This window comes from Streptomyces sp. DSM 120436, assembly GCF_055778765.1.
Window position 1 is genome coordinate 1,011,045 of sequence record NZ_JBSKBS010000001.1, and the last position, 17,583, is coordinate 1,028,627.

The 17,583-nt window shown below is 73.9% G+C and carries 17 protein-coding genes and 1 tRNA gene; 10 read left to right on the forward strand and 8 right to left on the reverse strand.

Features of this window, described 5'->3' with window-relative positions:
• Positions 1 to 112 precede the first annotated feature (112 nt).
• Positions 113 to 1,042, forward strand: a complete 930-nt coding sequence (locus ACWH4W_RS04535) for a 1-phosphofructokinase family hexose kinase (RefSeq protein WP_473074544.1) — start codon at positions 113 to 115, stop codon at positions 1,040 to 1,042.
• 13 nt (positions 1,043 to 1,055) lie between these two features.
• Here the strand turns inward: ACWH4W_RS04535 and ACWH4W_RS04540 are convergent, their stop codons facing one another.
• Positions 1,056 to 1,979 (reverse strand): carbohydrate-binding protein, encoded by a 924-nt coding sequence (locus tag ACWH4W_RS04540; RefSeq protein WP_473074545.1) that lies wholly within the window; start codon positions 1,977 to 1,979, stop codon positions 1,056 to 1,058.
• A 114-nt stretch (positions 1,980 to 2,093) separates the two neighbouring features.
• Positions 2,094 to 3,782 carry a diguanylate cyclase CdgB gene (cdgB, locus tag ACWH4W_RS04545; RefSeq protein ID WP_473074546.1) on the reverse strand — a complete coding sequence of 563 codons (1,689 nt, stop codon included), beginning with the start codon at positions 3,780 to 3,782 and terminating at the stop codon, positions 2,094 to 2,096.
• 316 nt (positions 3,783 to 4,098) lie between these two features.
• Here cdgB and ACWH4W_RS04550 point away from each other — a divergent pair, with 316 nt between their 5' ends.
• Positions 4,099 to 4,680: a flavin reductase family protein gene (locus ACWH4W_RS04550; RefSeq protein WP_473074547.1), complete on the forward strand. Its 582-nt coding sequence runs from the start codon at positions 4,099 to 4,101 to the stop codon at positions 4,678 to 4,680.
• Between the two features lie 99 nt (positions 4,681 to 4,779).
• Here the strand turns inward: ACWH4W_RS04550 and arfB are convergent, their stop codons facing one another.
• Positions 4,780 to 5,205, reverse strand: a complete 426-nt coding sequence (arfB, locus tag ACWH4W_RS04555) for an alternative ribosome rescue aminoacyl-tRNA hydrolase ArfB (protein ID WP_473074548.1) — start codon at positions 5,203 to 5,205, stop codon at positions 4,780 to 4,782.
• 161 nt (positions 5,206 to 5,366) lie between these two features.
• Here arfB and ACWH4W_RS04560 point away from each other — a divergent pair, with 161 nt between their 5' ends.
• On the forward strand, positions 5,367 to 5,942 hold the full coding sequence (locus ACWH4W_RS04560; protein ID WP_048459028.1) for a TerD family protein: 576 nt from the start codon (positions 5,367 to 5,369) through the stop codon (positions 5,940 to 5,942).
• Positions 5,943 to 6,044: 102 nt separating this feature from the next.
• Here ACWH4W_RS04560 and ACWH4W_RS04565 read toward each other — a convergent pair whose 3' ends face one another.
• Entirely contained in the window at positions 6,045 to 7,457 is a 1,413-nt protein-coding gene (locus tag ACWH4W_RS04565) for a M1 family metallopeptidase (RefSeq protein WP_473074549.1), read from the reverse strand.
• Positions 7,458 to 7,507: 50 nt separating this feature from the next.
• Between ACWH4W_RS04565 and ACWH4W_RS04570 the strand changes: the two genes are divergently transcribed.
• Entirely contained in the window at positions 7,508 to 8,008 is a 501-nt protein-coding gene (locus ACWH4W_RS04570) for a hypothetical protein (RefSeq protein ID WP_473074550.1), read from the forward strand.
• 28 nt (positions 8,009 to 8,036) lie between these two features.
• Here the strand turns inward: ACWH4W_RS04570 and ACWH4W_RS04575 are convergent, their stop codons facing one another.
• A complete protein-coding gene (locus tag ACWH4W_RS04575) occupies positions 8,037 to 8,714 on the reverse strand; it encodes a pentapeptide repeat-containing protein (RefSeq protein WP_473074551.1) in 678 nt (225 codons plus the stop codon).
• Positions 8,715 to 9,026: 312 nt separating this feature from the next.
• On the opposite strand from ACWH4W_RS04575, the gene ACWH4W_RS04580 reads away from it, so the two are divergent.
• Both ACWH4W_RS04580 and ACWH4W_RS04585 read left to right on the forward strand, forming a co-directional pair.
• Complete coding sequence (locus tag ACWH4W_RS04580; RefSeq protein WP_473077414.1) at positions 9,027 to 10,001, forward strand: zinc-binding dehydrogenase; 975 nt, start codon at positions 9,027 to 9,029, stop codon at positions 9,999 to 10,001.
• 75 nt (positions 10,002 to 10,076) lie between these two features.
• Positions 10,077 to 10,964: an aminoglycoside phosphotransferase family protein gene (locus ACWH4W_RS04585; RefSeq protein ID WP_473074552.1), complete on the forward strand. Its 888-nt coding sequence runs from the start codon at positions 10,077 to 10,079 to the stop codon at positions 10,962 to 10,964.
• Positions 10,965 to 11,020: 56 nt separating this feature from the next.
• Here the strand turns inward: ACWH4W_RS04585 and ACWH4W_RS04590 are convergent.
• Together ACWH4W_RS04590 and ACWH4W_RS04595 are read right to left on the reverse strand one after the other, a co-directional pair.
• A tRNA-Thr gene (locus ACWH4W_RS04590) sits at positions 11,021 to 11,097 on the reverse strand.
• 70 nt (positions 11,098 to 11,167) lie between these two features.
• Positions 11,168 to 11,584, reverse strand: a complete 417-nt coding sequence (locus ACWH4W_RS04595; protein ID WP_473074553.1) for a DUF3224 domain-containing protein — start codon at positions 11,582 to 11,584, stop codon at positions 11,168 to 11,170.
• A 101-nt stretch (positions 11,585 to 11,685) separates the two neighbouring features.
• Here ACWH4W_RS04595 and ACWH4W_RS04600 point away from each other — a divergent pair, with 101 nt between their 5' ends.
• The 4 genes from ACWH4W_RS04600 (at position 11,686) to ACWH4W_RS04615 (ending at position 15,778) form a co-directional block, all read left to right on the forward strand.
• The gene (locus ACWH4W_RS04600) at positions 11,686 to 12,666 is read left to right on the forward strand and encodes a helix-turn-helix transcriptional regulator (RefSeq protein ID WP_473074554.1); all 981 of its coding nucleotides are present in this window, start codon (positions 11,686 to 11,688) and stop codon (positions 12,664 to 12,666) included.
• 162 nt (positions 12,667 to 12,828) lie between these two features.
• A complete protein-coding gene (locus ACWH4W_RS04605) occupies positions 12,829 to 13,917 on the forward strand; it encodes an ABC transporter ATP-binding protein (protein WP_473074555.1) in 1,089 nt (362 codons plus the stop codon).
• Between the two features lie 184 nt (positions 13,918 to 14,101).
• Positions 14,102 to 14,557, forward strand: a complete 456-nt coding sequence (locus ACWH4W_RS04610; protein ID WP_473074556.1) for a hypothetical protein — start codon at positions 14,102 to 14,104, stop codon at positions 14,555 to 14,557.
• Between the two features lie 489 nt (positions 14,558 to 15,046).
• Positions 15,047 to 15,778 (forward strand): nucleotidyltransferase family protein, encoded by a 732-nt coding sequence (locus tag ACWH4W_RS04615; RefSeq protein ID WP_473074557.1) that lies wholly within the window; start codon positions 15,047 to 15,049, stop codon positions 15,776 to 15,778.
• A gap of 77 nt (positions 15,779 to 15,855) precedes the next feature.
• Here ACWH4W_RS04615 and ACWH4W_RS04620 read toward each other — a convergent pair whose 3' ends face one another.
• Positions 15,856 to 17,520: a DoxX family membrane protein gene (locus tag ACWH4W_RS04620; RefSeq protein WP_473074558.1), complete on the reverse strand. Its 1,665-nt coding sequence runs from the start codon at positions 17,518 to 17,520 to the stop codon at positions 15,856 to 15,858.
• Positions 17,521 to 17,583 lie beyond the last annotated feature (63 nt).

Here is a 17,583-nt window from a genome sequence, read left to right on the forward strand (position 1 = left end):
CCCGGGACCGGCCGACGACGGCCGGTCCCGGGGGTGGGCCGACCGCCTTCCTTTTGGCATGATCGTGTCCCCGGGGCCACGGAAGGCCAGGCAAGAGGGGGAGGTCGGCCCGGTGATTCTCACGGTCACGCTGAACACCGCTCTCGACGTCGCGTGTCGCGTCCCGTCCCTGCGGACCGGAGTCTCCCACCGGGTCTCCGAGGTGCTGGAACGCCCCGGCGGCAAGGGCGTCAACGTGGCTCGCGTCCTGGCCGCGCTCGGCCACGAGGCGACCGTCACGGGTTTCGCCGGCGGCCCCACGGGACGCGTCCTGCGCGACCGCCTCGCCGAGGTCCCGCGCCTCACGGACGCCCTGGTGCCGGTGTCCGGCGCCACCCGCCGCACGGTGACCCTGGTCGACGACCGCACCGGCGCCACGACCCATCTGAACGAGCCCGGCCCGGACATCACCCACGCCGAGTGGTCCGCCTTCCAGGAGGTCTACACGGACCTGCTGGCGTCCGCCTCCGCGGTGGCCCTGTGCGGCAGCCTGCCGCCGGGCGTCCCGGTGGGCGCGTACGCGGGTCTGGTCCGCACGGCCCGCGCGGCCCGGGTCCCGGTCCTGCTCGACACCGGCGGGGAGGCACTGCGCCGCGGCGTGGCCGGCCGGCCCGATCTCCTGAAGCCCGGCGCCGAGGAGCTGGCGGAGCTCACCGGCTCCCACGAGCCGCTGCGCGCGACCCAGGACGCCCGCCGCCGGGGCGCCGGCGCGGTGGTCGCGTCCCTGGGCGCGGACGGCCTGCTCGCGGTCACCCCGGAGGGCCACTGGCGCGCGACCCCGCCGGCCCGCCTGACCGGCAACCCCCCGGGCGCGGGCGACGCGGCCGTGGCGGGTCTGCTGTCGGCCCTGGTGGAACACCGCCCCTGGCCGGAACGCCTGGTCCGCGCCACGGCCCTGGCCGCGGCCACGGCCCTGTCCCCCACGGTCGGCGACTTCGACCGGGCGGCCTACGAGCGGTTCCTGACCACGGTCAGCGTCACGGGCGTGGCCGCGGCGGCCTGAGGGGCGTGCTCCGCTACTCCGGCTCCGCGAGCCAGAACTGGTCGAGGACGGCGTTGCACTGGTTGCCCTCGTTGCAGACCAGCTCGATGGTGTTGGTGCCGTCGTTGAGGTTCACGCTGGCCCAGGTGTTCTGCCAGCCCTTCTCCCAGTCGCCCTTGGGGCTTCCCGCGAAGTTCTTCATGTTCAGCGGGCGGCTCTCGGGCTTGCCGTTGACCACGATGGTCGCGTCGGCGTCCTCCCCGGGGATGCCGTACTGCACGTAGAAGCGGTAGTTGCCGGCCTTCACGCTGTTGATGGTCCAGGTGACCTTCGCGCCGACCTTGTTGAACCCGGTGACGTAGACGCCGCCGTCGGCCTTGGCGCCCTTGAAGTCCGACGCGAGGGTCGCGCCGCCGTCCAGGCGGAGCGCCTTGCCGTCGATGGCCGGCAGCTCCGCCTCTTCCTCGTCCTTGCCGTCGTCCGAGGACGACGGGCTCGGCTCGCTGCTTTCCTGGGTGACGGTCGGGGTGGGCCCCGCCTCGGTGCCGCCCTTGTCGTCGTCGTCACCGCTGATCATGGCGATGCCGATGCCGATCACGACCGCGGCGACCACGGCGATCGCGCCGATGAGCAGCCCCTTGGTGTTCGGACCGCCGCCGCGGCCGCCGCCGCGCGAGGGCTGGGGCGAGCGTGCGGCGGGCGCGGCCCCGGGCAGCGTCTCGGGTGCGGCGTAGTGCGCGCTGGGCTGGCCGAAGGCGCCCTGCTGGGGCGGGGCCTGCGGGGCGGGGCCCTGCTGGCCGTACTGGCGGGAACCGACCGGCCGCACCCGGTTGACCGAGTTCGGGTAGCCGTAACCCCCGGACGGCGGCTGGGCTCCGTTGGCCTGCCCGTCGGCGTACAGGTAGCCGAACGGGTCGTCGTCCTCGGGCGTGCTCGCGCCGTTGTTGCCGGGCGTCATCCCCTGTGCTCCTAGCTGCGGATCGGGTACGTACGTGTGCGGAGAAGGCGAGCCTACCCGGTCCCTCTGACCCGGAAGGGTGACCCGGATCGCATCAACTCGCTGACCTGCGCATCATCCAGCGCGTCGGTGCTGTTTGGGACGAGATCGTTTCTCCACGTACATCCGCTCGTCGGCGGACTTCAGCACTTCGTCGGCCGTCATGCCGCAGTGGGCCCACCCGATGCCGAAGCTGGCCCCGACCCGCACGGCCCGCCCCTCGGCCCGGATGGGCTGGATGATCTCGTTGCGCAGCCGCACGGCGAGGTCCTGGGCGTCGGCCCGGCCGAGGCCGTCGGCGAGGATGACGAATTCGTCACCCCCGAGCCGGGCCACGGTGTCGCCGTCCCGCACGCCGTTGCTGAGCCTGCGGGCGACCTCGATGAGGACCGCGTCGCCCGCGTTGTGCCCGAACCGGTCGTTGATCGACTTGAAGCCGTCGAGGTCGCAGAAGAGCACCGCGAGCCCTTTGGCGCCGTCGTCGGCGTCCCCGGCGGGCGCGACGGTGTGCACATGGTGGTCGTAGCCGTCGTACGCGTCGCTGCCGGGCGGGAAGTCGAAGTCGTGGCCGCGGTCGAAGGGGGGCGGGCCGTAGGCGGCGTCGTGGGAGCCGAAGGACTCGTAGGGCGCCATGGAGTCCACGGCCGCCGGCAGCACGCTCTGCGGCTGCTGGCCGCACAGCCGGGAGGAGAGCCGGGAGCGCAGCTCGGCGGAGTTCGGCAGTCCGGTGAGCGAGTCGTGGGAGGCGCGGTGGGCGAGCTGGAGCTCGCGGCGCTTGCGCTCCTCGATGTCCTCGACGTGGGTGAGCAGGAAGCGCGGCCCGTCGGCGGCGTCGGCGACCACCGAGTTGCGCAGGGAGACCCACACATAGGTGCCGTCGCGGCGGCACAGCCGCAGCTCCGCCCGGCCGCCCTCGGCGGAGGTGCGCAGCAGGGTGCCTATGTCCTCGGGGTGGACCAGGTCGGAGAAGGAGTAGCGGCGCATCGCGGAGGCGGGCCGGCCGAGCAGTCGGCACAGGGCGTCGTTGGTGCGCAGGATCCGGCCGTGCTGGTCGCCGCCCATCTCGGCGATGGCCATGCCGGAGGGGGCGTACTCGAAGGCCTGCCGGAAGCTCTCCTCGCTGGCCCGCAGCGCCTGCTGCTCGCGCTCCAGGCGGACCAGGGCGCGCTGCATGTTGGAGCGCAGCCGGGCGTTGCTGATCGCGATGGCGGCCTGGAAGGCGTACATCTGCAGGGCCTCGCGGCCCCAGGCGCCGGGCCGGCGGCCGTTGCGCGGGCGGTCGACGGAGAGCACGCCGATCAGTTCGCCGGAGGTGCCGCCGCCCTGCGGTCCGGGCGCGTACATCGGGGCGAAGAGCCGGTCGGAGGGGTGCCACTCGTCCTCGAAGCGGGGGTCGGGCCCGTCGGTGTACCACTGCGGGACGTCGTCGCCGTCGAGGACCCAGCCCTCGGTGTGCGGTATGAACACCAGGTCGCCCCAGCGCTCGCCCATGGTGAGCCGGCGGTCCCAGGACTCGCGCGAGCCGACCCGGCCGGTGATGAGGGCCTCGGCCGCCGCGTTGCCGGCGAGGGCGGCGACCACGAGATCGCCGTCGGGGCGTACGAGATTGACGCAGGCCAGCTCGTACCCGAGGGCTCCCACGACGCCGTCGGCGACGGTCTGCAAGGTGTCCGCCAGACTGCGCGCCGTGTTCATGTCGGCCATGGCCTGGTGGAGTTGCCGCAGCGACGCCAGACGGACGTAGGGTTCCGACTCGGTCTCCATCCTCGCCCTCCCCCCGAGACCTCGCAGCGCATCAAGGGTCATCATCGGCGTATCGTCGCAGCACCTTCCCCGCCACTGAATCACAGCGCGCTGCCCACCCGGTACACAGGGTCAACAATACTTGCCCCTTGTGACTCAAGTCACAGCCAAACGTGAACAATTGCGTGGTCTACGTGCGATATCCCGGCCCGTTTCCGCGACGCGGATTGTGTGGTGATTGTGCACGATTCCTGCGCGGATCGGCCGCTGGTCCTAGGTCCCGGTTCGGGCCACGGTCCGATGCGGCGTCCGTGCAGCGGAGACTAGCGTTCCCGGTGTGCCGAACACTCCCGCCCCCGCATCGATCACCGCTCCGCCCGCCGCCCGGCATGCTGAGGGGGTGAGCAACGACGAGTTCCGTGCCGCCATGTCCCGCCTGGCCGCCGGTGTGGTCCTGGTGACCGCCGTGGAGCCGCCGCTGGACCCGGACGACCCCGGGGCGCCGGCCGGCGAGGACGTCGGCATGACCGCGACCGCGTTCCAGTCGGTCTCCCTGGACCCGCCGCTGGTGCTGGTCAGCCTGCGCACCGGCTCCCGCATGGACGAACTGCTGGAGGAGCAGCCGCTGTGGGCGGTGTCCGTGCTGTCCGAGAGCCAGCGCCACATCGCGGGGCGCTTCTCGATGAAGGGCCGGGTCAGCGACCGTCTGCTGTTCGCGGACCTTCCGTACCGGCGCGGCGAGTACACCGGGGCCCCGCTGGCCGGCGGCGCGCTGGCGACCCTGGAGTGCCGCACCGAACAGCGGGTGACGGCCGGCGACCACACCCTCGTGATCGGCCGCGTGATGACGGCCGCCGTGCCGAGCGCGGAGGGCGGCCCGCTCGTCCACTTCCGGGGCCGCTACCGCCAGTTGGGCTGAGCGCCCCCGTCATTCCAGCGCCCCGCAGGGGCGCGGGGAACCGCGCGGGCAGACCTCCGCCGGCCCGCGGGTGACCACGAGGGCGGAACCCGCCCGCCCCTACCAGTCCCGGGCGGAGCGCCCCCGCTTCGTCTCCCCCCGCCGCTTCTTCTCCCGCAGGCGCCGCTCGTTGATCCCCCGCGGCACCCGCGTGGGCCGCCGCGGCTTCGGCGGCGGCGCCGTCGCCTCCGCCAGCAGCGCGGCCAGCCGCACCGCCGCCGCCTCGCGGTTGCGCCACTGCGACCGGTGCTCGGACGCCCGTACGGTGATCACCCCGTCGGTCAGCCGCCCCGCGAGCCGCTCCAGCGCCCGCCGCTTCCACACCTCGGGCAGCGCCTCGGTCCTGGCGAGGTCGAACCGCAGCTCGACCTGCGTGTCGCTGGTGTTGACGTGCTGCCCGCCGGGCCCGGACGACCTGGAGAAACGCCACATGAGCTCGGCCTCGGGGAGGAAGACGGAGCCGCGTACGACATGGGGACCGGACATGACACACAGGTTCCCGCGCCCGTGCCGGCCACGTCACCCGAATATCCGTACCCGGGTAAAGAAAGTAAAGAGACCTGGAACCTGACGCACCCCTCCGGGCGTTCAAGGTGGTAGCTGTAGCTTCATAGCCGTACGCAAACGAGGGAAGGGACTCCCAAACAATGGCTGTAAGCCTGTCCAAGGGTGGCAACGTCTCGCTCACCAAGGAGGCTCCGGGCCTGACCGCCGTCACCGTGGGCCTCGGCTGGGACGTCCGCACCACCACGGGAACGGACTTCGACCTCGACGCGTCGGCGATCGCGGTCAACACGCAGGGCAAGGTCTACTCGGACGCCCACTTCGTCTTCTTCAACAACAAGCAGACCCCGGACAACACGATCGTCCACACCGGCGACAACCGCACCGGTGAGGGCGAGGGCGACGACGAGGCGATCAACGTCAACCTGGCGGCCCTCCCGGCCGACATCGACAAGATCGTCTTCCCGGTCTCGATCTACGACGCCGAGAACCGCAGCCAGAACTTCGGCCAGGTGCGCAACGCGTACATCCGCATCGTCAACCAGGCCGGCGGCGCCGAGATCGCCCGCTACGACCTGTCGGAGGACGCCGCCACCGAGACCGCCATGGTCTTCGGCGAGCTGTACCGCAACGGCGCGGAGTGGAAGTTCCGCGCGGTCGGCCAGGGCTACGCCTCGGGCCTCGTGGGCATCGCCCAGGACTTCGGCGTGAACGTCTGACGGACGCACCGCGACCGACCTGACGGAGCCCCCGCCCGCGACCGGGCGGGGGCTCCGCCGCGCCCGCCCGGTCCCGCGCGAACGCCTCACGGGCCGGTGCGCCTAGGACGCGGTCGCCGGCCGCCCGTCCCCGTACAGCCACTCCTCCCAGACCCGGGAGAAGTCCTTCCCCGGCGCCGTCCTCTCGACGTACGCGGTGAAGTCGGCGGTGCTCGCGTTGCCGTGCCGGTGCTCCGCCGCCCAGCCGCGCAGCAGCCGGCCGAAGGCCTCGTCGCCGGCCGTCCTGCGGACCATGTGCAGGACCATCGCGCCGCGCCAGTACACGGGCGTGGCGGAGATGTGCGCCGCGTCCGGCGGGTCGGCGGGCGGGAAGGACCACAGCGCCGCGTCGGTGCCCACGTCCGGGAAGTACGTGCCGGCGTACAGCGCCTCGAAGGTGCGCTGCGCGCTGTCGCCGCCGTGGTCCTCCTCCCACAGCCACTGCGCGTACGTGGCGAAGCCCTCGTTGAGCCACATGTCCCGCCAGGTCTTCGGGCTGACGGAGTCGCCGTACCACTGGTGGGCGATCTCGTGGACCAGCAGCGCCGTGTCGGGGGCGCCGGGGAAGACGGGACGGTTCTGTGTCTCCAGGGCGTACCCGGCGTCCCCGGGGCGTTCGACGATCGCGCCCGCGGAGGAGAAGGGGTACGGCCCGAACCGCCGTTCCGCCCACTCCACGACCTCCGGCAGCAACCCGACCGTCGCGCGGCTCGCGGCCGCCTGCTCCGGGTCGACGGCGGTGAACAGCGGCAGCCCGCCGGCCGTCTCGCCGCGGTGGACGTCGTACCGGCCGATCGCGACCGTCGCCAGGTAGCTCGCCATGGGCTCGGGGGTGTGCCAGCGGTACGTCGTGCGGCCGTCCTTCGTCTCCTCGCCGGCCGGTTCCCCGTTGGAGACCGCCCGCAGCCCTTCGGGGACGGTGACGGCGAGGGTGTAGGTGGCCTTGTCGGAGGGGTGGTGATTGCCCGGGAACCAGGTCATGGAACCCACCGGCTGGCCCAGGGCGACCGCCCCGTCGGCGGTGCGCAGCCAGCCCTCCTCGGAGCCGTCGGGGTCGGTGACGGTCCCGGGGCGCCCCGAGTAGCGGACGACGATCCGGAAGCGGGCGCCCCGGCCGAGGGCGCGGCGCGGCCGAACGGTCAGCTCCTGGCCCTCGCGGCGGACGCGGGCGCCGGCGCCGTCGACGGTGACGGCGTCCACGTCGAGGCCCTGGAGGTCGAGGTTCAGCGCGGTGAGGTCGTCGGTGGCGCGGGCGTCGAGCGTGGCGGTGCCGGTGAGGCGGCGGTCACCGGGGTCGTAGGCGAGGGCGAGGTCGTAGTGGGTGACGTCGTAGCCGCCGTTGCCCGCCTTCGGGAAGTACGGGTCGCCCGCGCCGAAGTCACCGGCGCCCTCGGTCCCGGAGCCGGGCCCGCACGCGGCGAGCGCCACCGCGAGCAGGGCGGCGGCGGCGCGGCGAAGCGGGCGGGGGGTGCGCACGCGGGGATCCTATGGCGGAGGGGGCGCCGGACCGTGACACCATCACCCACGTGCTCGACATCGGTTACGCCCTCTCCAACCGCTTCCCCGACCCCCCGCAGACCGACTACCGCCGCGCGGACGTCCACGCCCTGCGGCACGACCTGTTCTGCGGCGACGTCTACCTCGCCGACACCGCGTCGGACCGGGAGATCTCCACAGCCTGGGGATGGGTGCCGGTGCTCGACTTCGCGTGGGCGCTGTGCGACATCGTGGAGCGCGTCGACCGGGACCCGGTGGGCTCGCGCGCCTCACGGCCGCAACACGCCGAGCTGGACTTCACCGAGTCCACCGACCGGCTGCTGTTCGAGCGGCGCTTCGGCTGGGTGGACATCGAGGCGGAGTGGCTGCCCGCGTCCGAGCCGCCGCTGACCTTCTCCCACGCCGAACTGCGCCGGGAGGCCCGCGACTTCCTGCACGACCTGATCGCCGACCTGGTCGACCTGCACGACGACCTCGGCGAGAACCCGGCGATCTGGACCCTCCAGGCCCGCTTCCCCCGCGTGAGCTGACCGCCCCGGTCCCCCGGCACCGCCCCCCTCACCCCTCCACGGCGATCCCCAGCTCCCCCGCCAGCGACGGCGCCAGGTCCAGCAGCTGGGCCGTGCTGATCACCGCCCCGGACAGCCGGTCCACCCCGCGCGCGATCTCCAGCGAGGCCGCCCGCCGGAGGTCCACGTCCTTCAGCACGGCACCGGACAGGTCCGCGCCCTTCAGCGTGCAGTCGACGAACTCCACGCGCTCCAGCCGGGCCCCGCCGAAGTCCGGCTCCACCAGCACGCAGCCGTCGAAGACGACGTCCTTGAGCACGGCCGCGCGCAGGTTCAGGAAGTCGATCTTCCCTCCCCGGACCAGCACCCGCTCCAGCGCCGCCCCGTGCAACTGGGTCCCGCCGAGCCGCGCGTCGGTCAGCTCGACGTCCCGCAGCGTCGCCCCCGCCAGATCCGTGCCCACACCCCGCACCCCGCCCAGCGCCGTGTCCAGCAGCCGGGCCCGGGACAGCCGCGTCTCGTCCAGCGCGCACCCCCGCAGCGCGCAGTCCATGAAGCGCGCCCCCGCCCCGTCCTGCCCGGCGAGGTCCGCGCCGTCGAACTCCAGCCCGTCGTAGTCCCCGTCCGGCTCCAGCCCGCCCCCCTCGTACCGCTCCAGCCGGGGCAGCCGCAGCTCCGGCCGCCGCGCCGCCCGCACACCCGCTCCGCCCGCCGCTCCACGCACCATGCGCCCATACTGCACCCGGCCACTGACATCCCGTCCGGCCTGGGGAAACACCCAGCGGGTCACCTCCCGGCGCCCTCCGGCGACCTGCTCGCGCACCGCCGGACGGCGCCTCCGGCAACCCGGCCGAACCCGGCCGAGCCCGGCCGGGGAGAAGCCCCGAAGCCCCGTCATGCACCGCATCACCGCGGCCGTCTCCCCCTCCCCGGCCGTACGGCGCTTGACCTCGAGCGCGCTTGAGGTCGCACCGTGGAGCCGGAGCGGCGCACGACACCGAAGGCGCCCCGCACCGGCGACCCGACCTGGGGGATCCACATGCACGCCGTCCGACTGCACGCCCACGGCCCGGCCGAGAACCTCACCTACGAGCGGGTGGAGGACCCGCGCCCGGGCCCCGGCCAGGTCCGCGTCGCCGTCCGGGCGGCCGGGGTGCACCTCCTCGACACGGCCCTGCGCGAGGGCCTGCCCGGACCCGGCCCGGCCCCCGCCACACTGCCGACGGTCCCCGGTCGCGAGATCGCCGGGGTGGTCGACGCGCTCGGCCCGGACACCCCCGCACACTGGCTCGGCAAGCGGGTCGTCGCCCACCTCGGCTTCGTCCCCGGGGGGTACGCGGAACTGGCGGTGACCGACGCCGGACGGCTGCACGAGATCCCGGAGCGCCTGGACTTCGCCGAGGCCGTCGCCATGATCGGCACGGGCCGTACGGCGATGGGGATCGTACGGTTCGCCGAACCGGGGCCCGGCGACGTGGTGGCCGTGCCGGCCGCCGCGGGCGGCGTCGGCACCCTCCTCGTGCAGTACGCCCGGAACGCGGGCGCGACCGTGATCGGCCTCGCCGGCGGCCCCGGGAAGACGGCCCTGGTGGCGGCGGGCGGCGCCGACCTCGCCGTCGACTACACGGCCCCGGACTGGCCCGCACGGGTCGAGGGGCACCGGGGCGAGGTGACCGTCGTGTACGACGGCGTGGGCGGGGACGTGGCCCGCACCCTGGTCGGTCTGCTGGCGCCCGGCGGCCGGCACGTGGTGTTCGGCTGGTCGTCGCAGGGCCTCCGCAGCGACAGCCCGTATCTCGTGGAGGGCGTCTCGGTGAACGTCCTCGGCCCCGAGATGATGCGCCGGGCCGGCGGCCCCGACCCGATCCGCACGCTCGAACTGCGCGCCCTCGCCGAGGCCGCCGCGGGCAGGCTCACCCCCGCCGTGCGGCGCTTCCCCCTCGCCCGGGCGGCCGACGCCCACCGGGCCCTGGAGAACCGGGCGACCACCGGCAAGGTCGTCCTGGAGCCGTAGGCGCCCCGCGCGCGGTCGTACGGCACTCGGGAAACCGGGCCCGCCGCACCCCCGTACGGCACTACCGTACGAGGCGTGATCGACGTCCCCGCGGAACTCGCCGAATCCCAGGTCAAGTTCAACAAGGAAGCCGGCCGGGCCTTCATCGCCGCCCTGCCGGACCTCGCCGCCGGTTTCCTGGAGCGCTGGGAGCTGCGCCTCGCCGGGGCGCCCATGCACGGCGTCAGCGCCCTGGTCCTGCCCGTCGACCGCGCCGACGGCACACCGGCGGTGCTCAAGCTCCAGATCCGCGACCACGAGAGCGAGGGCGAGCCGGTCGCCCTGCGCCTGTGGAACGGCGACGGGGCGGTCCGCCTGCTCGACCACGACGAGCCGACCGGCACCATGCTGCTGGAGCGCCTGGACTCCTCCCGGATGCTCGCCCACCGGCCGGACGTCCACGAGGGCGTCCTGGTGATCGCGCGGCTCCTGGCCCACCTCCACACCACCCCGGCCCCCGCGGGCATGCGCCGCCTCGGCGACATCGCCGCCTCCATGCTGGAGCGCACGCCCGCCGTGCTGGAGCGCATCCCGGACCCCGAGGCCCGCCGCCTGGTCGCCGACTGCGCCGCCGCCGTGCGCGAGGTCGCGGACGAGCCGGGCGACCGGCTGCTGCACTGGGACCTGCACGACGAGAACGTCCTCGCCGCCGACCGGGCGCCCTGGCTCGCCATCGACCCCAAGCCGCTGGCCGGCGACCCCGGCTTCGACCTGTGGCCCGCCCTGGCCAACAACTTCGACCCCGGCGACGTCCTGTGGCGCTTCGACGCGATGACCGAGGTACTGGGCCTGGACCGCGCGCGGGCGCGCGCGTGGACGTACGGCCGGGTGCTGCAGAACTGCCTCTGGGAGACCGAGGAAGGCCGCCCGCTGGACGACGCGGACCTGGAGATCGCCCGCCGCCTGCGCGGCCGTACGGCGTGAGGCGGCGTCTGCCATGAAGGACCCGGGCCGGAGAAGGTCCGGCCCGGGAACGTCGGTGGAGCCCCCTGTCGGATTCGAACCGACGACCTGCTGTTTACAAGACAGCTGCTCTGACCGTCTGAGCTAAGGAGGCACCGCGCGCGGCGCGCGCGAAGCGCGGTCCACTGTACACAGTGCCGGTTTCGCCGAGCCACGCACTTGTCTCAGGCGCGCGCCACCTCGTACGCGAAGGTGTACGGCACCTTCGTCTCGCCGTGCCGGTAGGTGAAGGCGCCCGTGCCGCGCAGCCCGGTCAACCCGCCGGTGCCCGAGCCCTCGACCACCTCGAAGGCGCAGTGCACGGTGCCGTCGCCGTCGAAGCGGCCGCGCTCCTCCAGCACGAAGGCGCCGGCCCGGCCGTCGAGCCGGCCGGTGACGAGCTCCAGTCCGGCGAAGGAGCCGGTGGCGGCGGCCTGGTAGGCGATCGTGTAGTCGCAGACGGTGGCCTCGGCCTCGATGCCGCCGAAGAAGGCGTTGACGACGGTGGCGTGCGCGAGCCGGGGGAAGGACCCCTCCGGTGAGACGGGGCTCTCCTTCCAGTCGGCGAAGGTGAAGTGGCCGGTGGTCTCGGTGACGGGCATGGCGGGCCCCTTTCAGGGTCGTCGGACGCTGCGCCCCCACCCTCCCGGCCGTACCTGACACCTCCTGTCAGGTACGGCGCCACGCCCCGACAATGGGCGGCATGCGTGCCGACCGGCTCCTCACCCTGCTCCTGCTGCTGCAGAACCGCGGCCGGATGACCGCGCCCGAACTCGCGGCCGAACTGGAGGTGTCGGTGCGCACCGTCTACCGGGACGTCGAGGCGCTCGGCGCCTCCGGGGTGCCGGTGCGCACCGAACGCGGACCGCACGGCGGCTTCCGGCTGGTGGAGGGGTACCGGACGCGGCTCACCGGGCTGACGGACGCGGAGGCCGGTTCGCTGGTCCTGGCGGGACTGCCGGGTCCGGCCGGGGAGTTGGGGCTCGGGGCCGTCCTGGCGAGCGCCCAGCTCAAGGTGGAGGCCGCCCTGCCGGACGGTCTGGCGGAGCAGGCGCGGCGGGTGCGCGAGCGGTTCCACCTGGACGCGCCGGCCTGGTTCCGGGACGCCGACCCGGTGCCGTACCTGGCGGTGGTCGCGCGGGCGGTGTGGGAGCGGCGGGTGCTGCGGACCCGCTACGCGCGCTGGCGCGGCGAGGTGCGGCGGGAGGTACGGCCGCTGGGGCTCGTGCTGAAGGGCGGCATCTGGTACCTGATCGCCCTCGCGGACGACGCGGTGCGCACCTACCGCGTGTCGCGGTTCCAGGAGGCGGAGGAGACCGGCGAGGAGTTCGACCGGCCCGCCGGGTTCGACCTGGCCGCGTACTGGACGGAGACCTCGCGGCGGCTGGAGGCGGCGCTGCGGCGGGGCACGGCACGGCTGCGGCTGTCCCCGCGCGGGCGGAAGTTGCTGCCGATGCAGTTCGGGGCGGCGGGCGCGCGGGCGCTGGCGGAGGCGGGAGCGCCGGACGCGGACGGCTGGGTGGAGGTGGAGGTGGCGGTGGAGTCGGAGGCGGTGGCCACCGGCGATCTGCTCCGCCTCGGCGTGGAGGCGGAGGTGCTCGGTCCTCCGGAACTGCGGCGGGCGGTCGCCGAGGCGGCGGCGGTTCTGGCGGAGCGGTACGCGCGGGATCGGAAGTTCTCGTGAAATTCACCGGCCGGAACCTGCTGACAAGCAGGTGAACGCCGGGTACCGTCCTGAGCCAGTTCACTCGTGTGGACCACACACCACAACGGAACACCCGTCGTGGCATCACCTTCCTACTCGGATCGTCCGGCACGTTCCTGCCGGTAGAAGGGGACCATTCACATGGCCACTGTCACGTTCGACAAGGCGACCCGGATCTACCCGGGCTCGACCAAGCCCGCCGTCGACGCCCTGGACATCGAGATCGCGGACGGCGAGTTCCTCGTCCTGGTCGGCCCGTCCGGTTGCGGCAAGTCCACCTCGCTCCGCATGCTCGCGGGTCTCGAGGACGTCAACGGCGGCGCCATCCGCATCGGCGACCGCGACGTCACGCACCTGCCGCCGAAGGACCGGGACATCGCCATGGTGTTCCAGAACTACGCGCTCTACCCGCACATGACGGTCGCCGACAACATGGGCTTCGCGCTCAAGATCGCCGGCGTCAACAAGGCGGAGATCCGCAAGAAGGTCGAGGAGGCCGCGAAGATCCTCGACCTCACCGAGTACCTGGACCGCAAGCCGAAGGCGCTCTCCGGCGGTCAGCGCCAGCGTGTGGCGATGGGCCGCGCCATCGTGCGTGAGCCGCAGGTGTTCCTCATGGACGAGCCGCTGTCCAACCTGGACGCCAAGCTCCGTGTGTCCACCCGTACGCAGATCGCGTCGCTGCAGCGCCGCCTGGGCATCACCACCGTCTACGTCACCCACGACCAGGTCGAGGCCCTCACCATGGGCGACCGCGTCGCGGTGCTCAAGGACGGTCTGCTCCAGCAGGTCGACACCCCGCGCAACATGTACGACAAGCCCGCGAACCTGTTCGTCGCCGGCTTCATCGGCTCCCCGGCCATGAACCTGGTCGAGGTCCCGGTCACCGACGGCGGTGTGAAGTTCGGCAACTCGGTGGTGCCGGTGCAGCGTGACGCGCTCTCCGCGACCAGCGACAAGACCGTCACGGTGGGCGTCCGCCCCGAGCACTTCGACGTCGCCGGCGCCGACTCCGACCTGGGCGTGGCGGTCACCGTCAACGTCGTGGAGGAGCTGGGCTCCGACGCCTTCGTCTACGGCACCGCGCAGATCGGCGGCGAGGCGAAGGACCTCGTGGTCCGCGTGGGCGGCCGTGACGTCCCGGAGAAGGGCAGCACGCTCCACGTCGTGCCGCGCTCCGGTGAGACCCACGTGTTCTCCACCTCGACGGGTGCGCGCCTGTCCGACTGAACGAGTTGACGCCGGAGAGCCCCGCAGCGCGCTGCGGGGCTCTCCGGCGTTGTCGACAAATACCTCGACAATCCCGGCAAATTCGCCCAGCTCGTCAACACGCGGCGCGGAAGCCGTCGTTCCTCGTCCCCCGTAACGGTGACGGAATGTTTCACCGCGGCTACCGGGCGCTACCCTCACACGCGTGACGCACTCCCTTCACCCTCAGACGCGACGCGGCCGGGGCCCCGCCCGCCGGATCGGCCGCTCCCTCGCCCTCGTCCTGCCCGTCGTCCTGGTGTTCTCCGGGACCCTCGCGGTCGCGCGGGTCAACTGGTCGGGAGCCCCGCAGAGTCCGGTGCTCACCGCCGCGGACACGTCCGCCGCCGGCGCCTCGTCGCGGGCCGCGTCCCGCGCGCCCCAGGACGTGCTGCGCGACCGACTGCTCATCGAACTGCAGAAGAAGGACCCGGGCGCCGCCCTGACCCAGCTTCAGCAGGCGGTCGACGACCGCCCGTCCCTGGCCAGGCACTGCGCCTCCATCGCCCGCTCCCTCGGCAAGGCCGCGGTCCGCGTCCACGGCCCCACCAAGGCCCAGTCCTACGCCCGCCCGGTCTGCGACACGTCCTTCGCGGCGGGAGTGGTCGCCGCGAACGACTGACGCCCCCGGGCACGACGCGCGCGGCCCGGCCCGTCCCCGGGTCACCTGCCACCCCCGTCCCGCACCCCCCACCGGGCCGCCACCCCGTCCCGCGCCGGCCGCCGACTCCCGCCCCGCGGCCGGCCGCACCCCACCCACCCGGACACGCGGGCCACGGCAGCGGCCCGACACGCGCGGAAGTCGCCCACGACCGGGCGCCGTCACCGAGCTCCCCCGCCGGACCGCTCCACCGGCGCCTTCGACAGCCCGGCCGCAGACACCGGACCCGCCGCCGCACCGGCGTGATGGCGGGGTGTCCCACCCGAGCACACACCGCACGTCCGCGAGGGCCGGCCCCAAGGGGGCCGCAGACAGCGCGACCCTCCGCCCACCGAGCCACGGCGCCTCAACACCCCCGCCGAAGCTCCCCGGCGGACCGGACCCGACAACACCGCCCCGGCACCCGAGACCGCCCATGATCCGCGGCCCCCGGCCGCGTACAGTGCGGGCATGACCGATCCGCGTGCCGTGTCCCGCCCCACGCAAGCCGTCGTCCTGGCCGGCGGCCAGGGTTCCCGGCTCCGTCCGTACACCGACGACCGGCCCAAGCCGATGGTCGAGATCCCCGGCACGGGAACCCCGATCATCGGCCACCAGCTGACCTGGCTCGCCGAGGAGGGCGTCACCGACGTCGTCGTGTCCTGCGGCCACCTCGCCGAGGTGCTGCAGAAGTGGCTGGAGACCGCCGACCTGCCCGTCTCCGTCACCACCGTCGTCGAGACGGAACCCCTCGGCCGCGGCGGCGGACTGAAGTACGCCGCCGCCCGTCTGCCGCACCCGGACCGGCCCTGGTTCGCCACCAACGGCGACATCTGGACCCGCTTCTCGCTGCGCGACATGGCCGACTTCCACACCGAGCGGGACGCCGTCGCCACCGTCGCGCTGGCCCGCCCGCGCCTTCCGTGGGGCGCGGTCCGCACCGACGGGTTCGGTCTGATCACCGACTTCATCGAGGCCCCGCCGTCCACCTTCGAGATCAACGCGGGCGTCTACGTCTTCTCCCCCGAGTTCGCCGGCCTGCTCCCGGAGCGCGGGGACCACGAGCGCACCACGTTCCCCCATCTCGCGCGCGAGCGCCGACTGGCCGGGTTCACGATCCCGCAGGGCTCCTACTGGCGTGCCATCGACACCGCCAAGGACCTCACCGAGGCCGCCAAGGAGCTCGCCTCACAGAACCGTTGAGCCGACGCGACCCACGAAGGACGGGGTCCCGTACGCCACCGCGTACGGGACCCCGCCGTCGTGCCGACGGGCGTCCGCTACCCCAGCAGGCCGCCCACCAGGCCGGGCCGGTCCGAGGAGCCGCCGTCGTCCCCGCCCGGGGCGCCGCTCCCGCTGCCGCCGGAGCCGTCGCCGCCGCCCGAGGTCGGGCCCGCGGTGGTGCTCGGCGCCTCGTCCACCGGCGTGGACTGCTGCGGCGGGGCCTGCCCCGTGGTGCCCTGGGTCTGGGTGGGCGCCCCGGTGGCGGCGTCCGCGCCCTGGGTGGCGCCGGGGGTGCCGCCGGTCCCGGCGGACGGGCTCGCCGAGCCGGAAGTGGCCTCCCGCGTGGGCGAGTCGGAGGCGGACGGCGTCCGCTTCTCCTCCGTGTCCTTCCGCTCGCCGGAGTCCTCCGGCAGCGGCGAGCCGGGCAGGTTGTTGCGCGGCGCCTCACCGGGGCCGGGCACGATCACCCGGTCCGCGTCCCGGACGGCGCCGCCGAGCAGCGCGCCCACGAGCATGCTGAACCCGCACACCACGAACGTGACGAGCGCCCCGCGGCGCAGCACGTAGCGGCGCAGGTCCCAGATGTCCGCGCGCGGCCCGAGCCGCCGCCAGGCCCGGCCCGCGAGACTGCCGTCGACGGAGTAGACGGGCGCGCCCGCGATGATCAGCGGTGACCAGGCGGCGAGGTAGATGATGTCGGGCGTCTCGTAGGCGGGGACGCTCTTCCAGCTCACGGTGACCAGCAGCGCCGCGGACAGCGTCGCCCCGATGCCGGCGGCCAGGCGCTGCCAGCAGCCGAGGACGGTGAGGACGCCGACGACGACCTGGGCGAAGGCGATGGCCAGACCGGTGCCGACGGGGTGGGCGAGCGCGAACTGCCGCAGCGGCTCGGCGACTTCCCACGGGTGCAGGCTGTGCAGCCACTTGACCATGGACCCGCGCGGCCCGCCGTCGAAGTACAGCGGGTCGCACAGCTTGCTCATCCCGGCGTAGACGGAGATCCCGCCGAGGAACACGCGCAGCGGCAGCAGCACGACGCCCAGGTTCATCCGGCGCCCGGGGTAGTACGCGTGCCGCGCCGGGTCGTCGCCGTGGCGCCGGCCGTGCCGGCCGCCGCCCTCCGGCCGCTCCCCGGGCTCGTAGTCGGCCTCGTACTCCGGTCCGGCCTCGTCGAGGACCGCGTGGTCGTCCTCGTCGTAGGCGCTGCCGACCGTGCGCATCGGGGGCAGCAGCGGCCCGCCGGGGTGGCCGCGCCGGGCGCCGGCGAACGGGCTCTCCAGCGGCTGGGTGTCGTCGTGGCCGCCGTACCCGCCCGGCCGCGGGATGACCCGGGTGTTCCCGGAGTCGGTGAGCGGCTCGTCGGCGTGGCGCAGCCCTCCGTGCCGTACGGCCTGGAGGAGGCGGTGGGCGCCGGTGTCGTCGGGGGCGGACCTGCCGCTCCACACGACGGGGCGGCGGCGCGGCGCGGCCGGTCCCGCGCCCACGGCGGTGACGACGGGGATCCGCGCGGTGTCCTCGGCGGCACCCGGATGCCGGGCGATGCGCGGCGACCGGGCGCGCCACGCCGAACCGCCCAGCTGCACGCGGAAGCTGGCGTGGTTGACGATGACCTGCGCCGGATCGCTCGGCACCTTCACCATGCTCAGCGCGGGAGCGTCGTCGAGTCCCGACGAGCGGGCCCCCGTGGGTGTGCGGGGTGGTGTTCTGGTGTCCACACTCATCTAACCGAGTGACAAGGCGTTAGGACACTGCCTTGACCGGCCAGATGTGTCCGGACCGCGTCA

Excerpts from the sequence above, each read along its gene's own strand:
- ACWH4W_RS04540 (WP_473074545.1), bottom strand. The coding sequence starts at position 1,979 with ATGACGCCCGGCAACAACGGCGCGAGCACGCCCGAGGACGACGACCCG.
- cdgB (WP_473074546.1), bottom strand. The coding sequence starts at position 3,782 with ATGGAGACCGAGTCGGAACCCTACGTCCGTCTGGCGTCGCTGCGGCAA.
- arfB (WP_473074548.1), bottom strand. The coding sequence starts at position 5,205 with ATGTCCGGTCCCCATGTCGTACGCGGCTCCGTCTTCCTCCCCGAGGCC.
- ACWH4W_RS04560 (WP_048459028.1), top strand. The coding sequence starts at position 5,367 with ATGGCTGTAAGCCTGTCCAAGGGTGGCAACGTCTCGCTCACCAAGGAG.
- ACWH4W_RS04575 (WP_473074551.1), bottom strand. The coding sequence starts at position 8,714 with ATGGTGCGTGGAGCGGCGGGCGGAGCGGGTGTGCGGGCGGCGCGGCGG.
- ACWH4W_RS04580 (WP_473077414.1), top strand. The coding sequence starts at position 9,027 with ATGCACGCCGTCCGACTGCACGCCCACGGCCCGGCCGAGAACCTCACC.
- ACWH4W_RS04595 (WP_473074553.1), bottom strand. The coding sequence starts at position 11,584 with ATGCCCGTCACCGAGACCACCGGCCACTTCACCTTCGCCGACTGGAAG.
- ACWH4W_RS04600 (WP_473074554.1), top strand. The coding sequence starts at position 11,686 with ATGCGTGCCGACCGGCTCCTCACCCTGCTCCTGCTGCTGCAGAACCGC.
- ACWH4W_RS04605 (WP_473074555.1), top strand. The coding sequence starts at position 12,829 with ATGGCCACTGTCACGTTCGACAAGGCGACCCGGATCTACCCGGGCTCG.
- ACWH4W_RS04615 (WP_473074557.1), top strand. The coding sequence starts at position 15,047 with ATGACCGATCCGCGTGCCGTGTCCCGCCCCACGCAAGCCGTCGTCCTG.
- ACWH4W_RS04620 (WP_473074558.1), bottom strand. The coding sequence starts at position 17,520 with ATGAGTGTGGACACCAGAACACCACCCCGCACACCCACGGGGGCCCGC.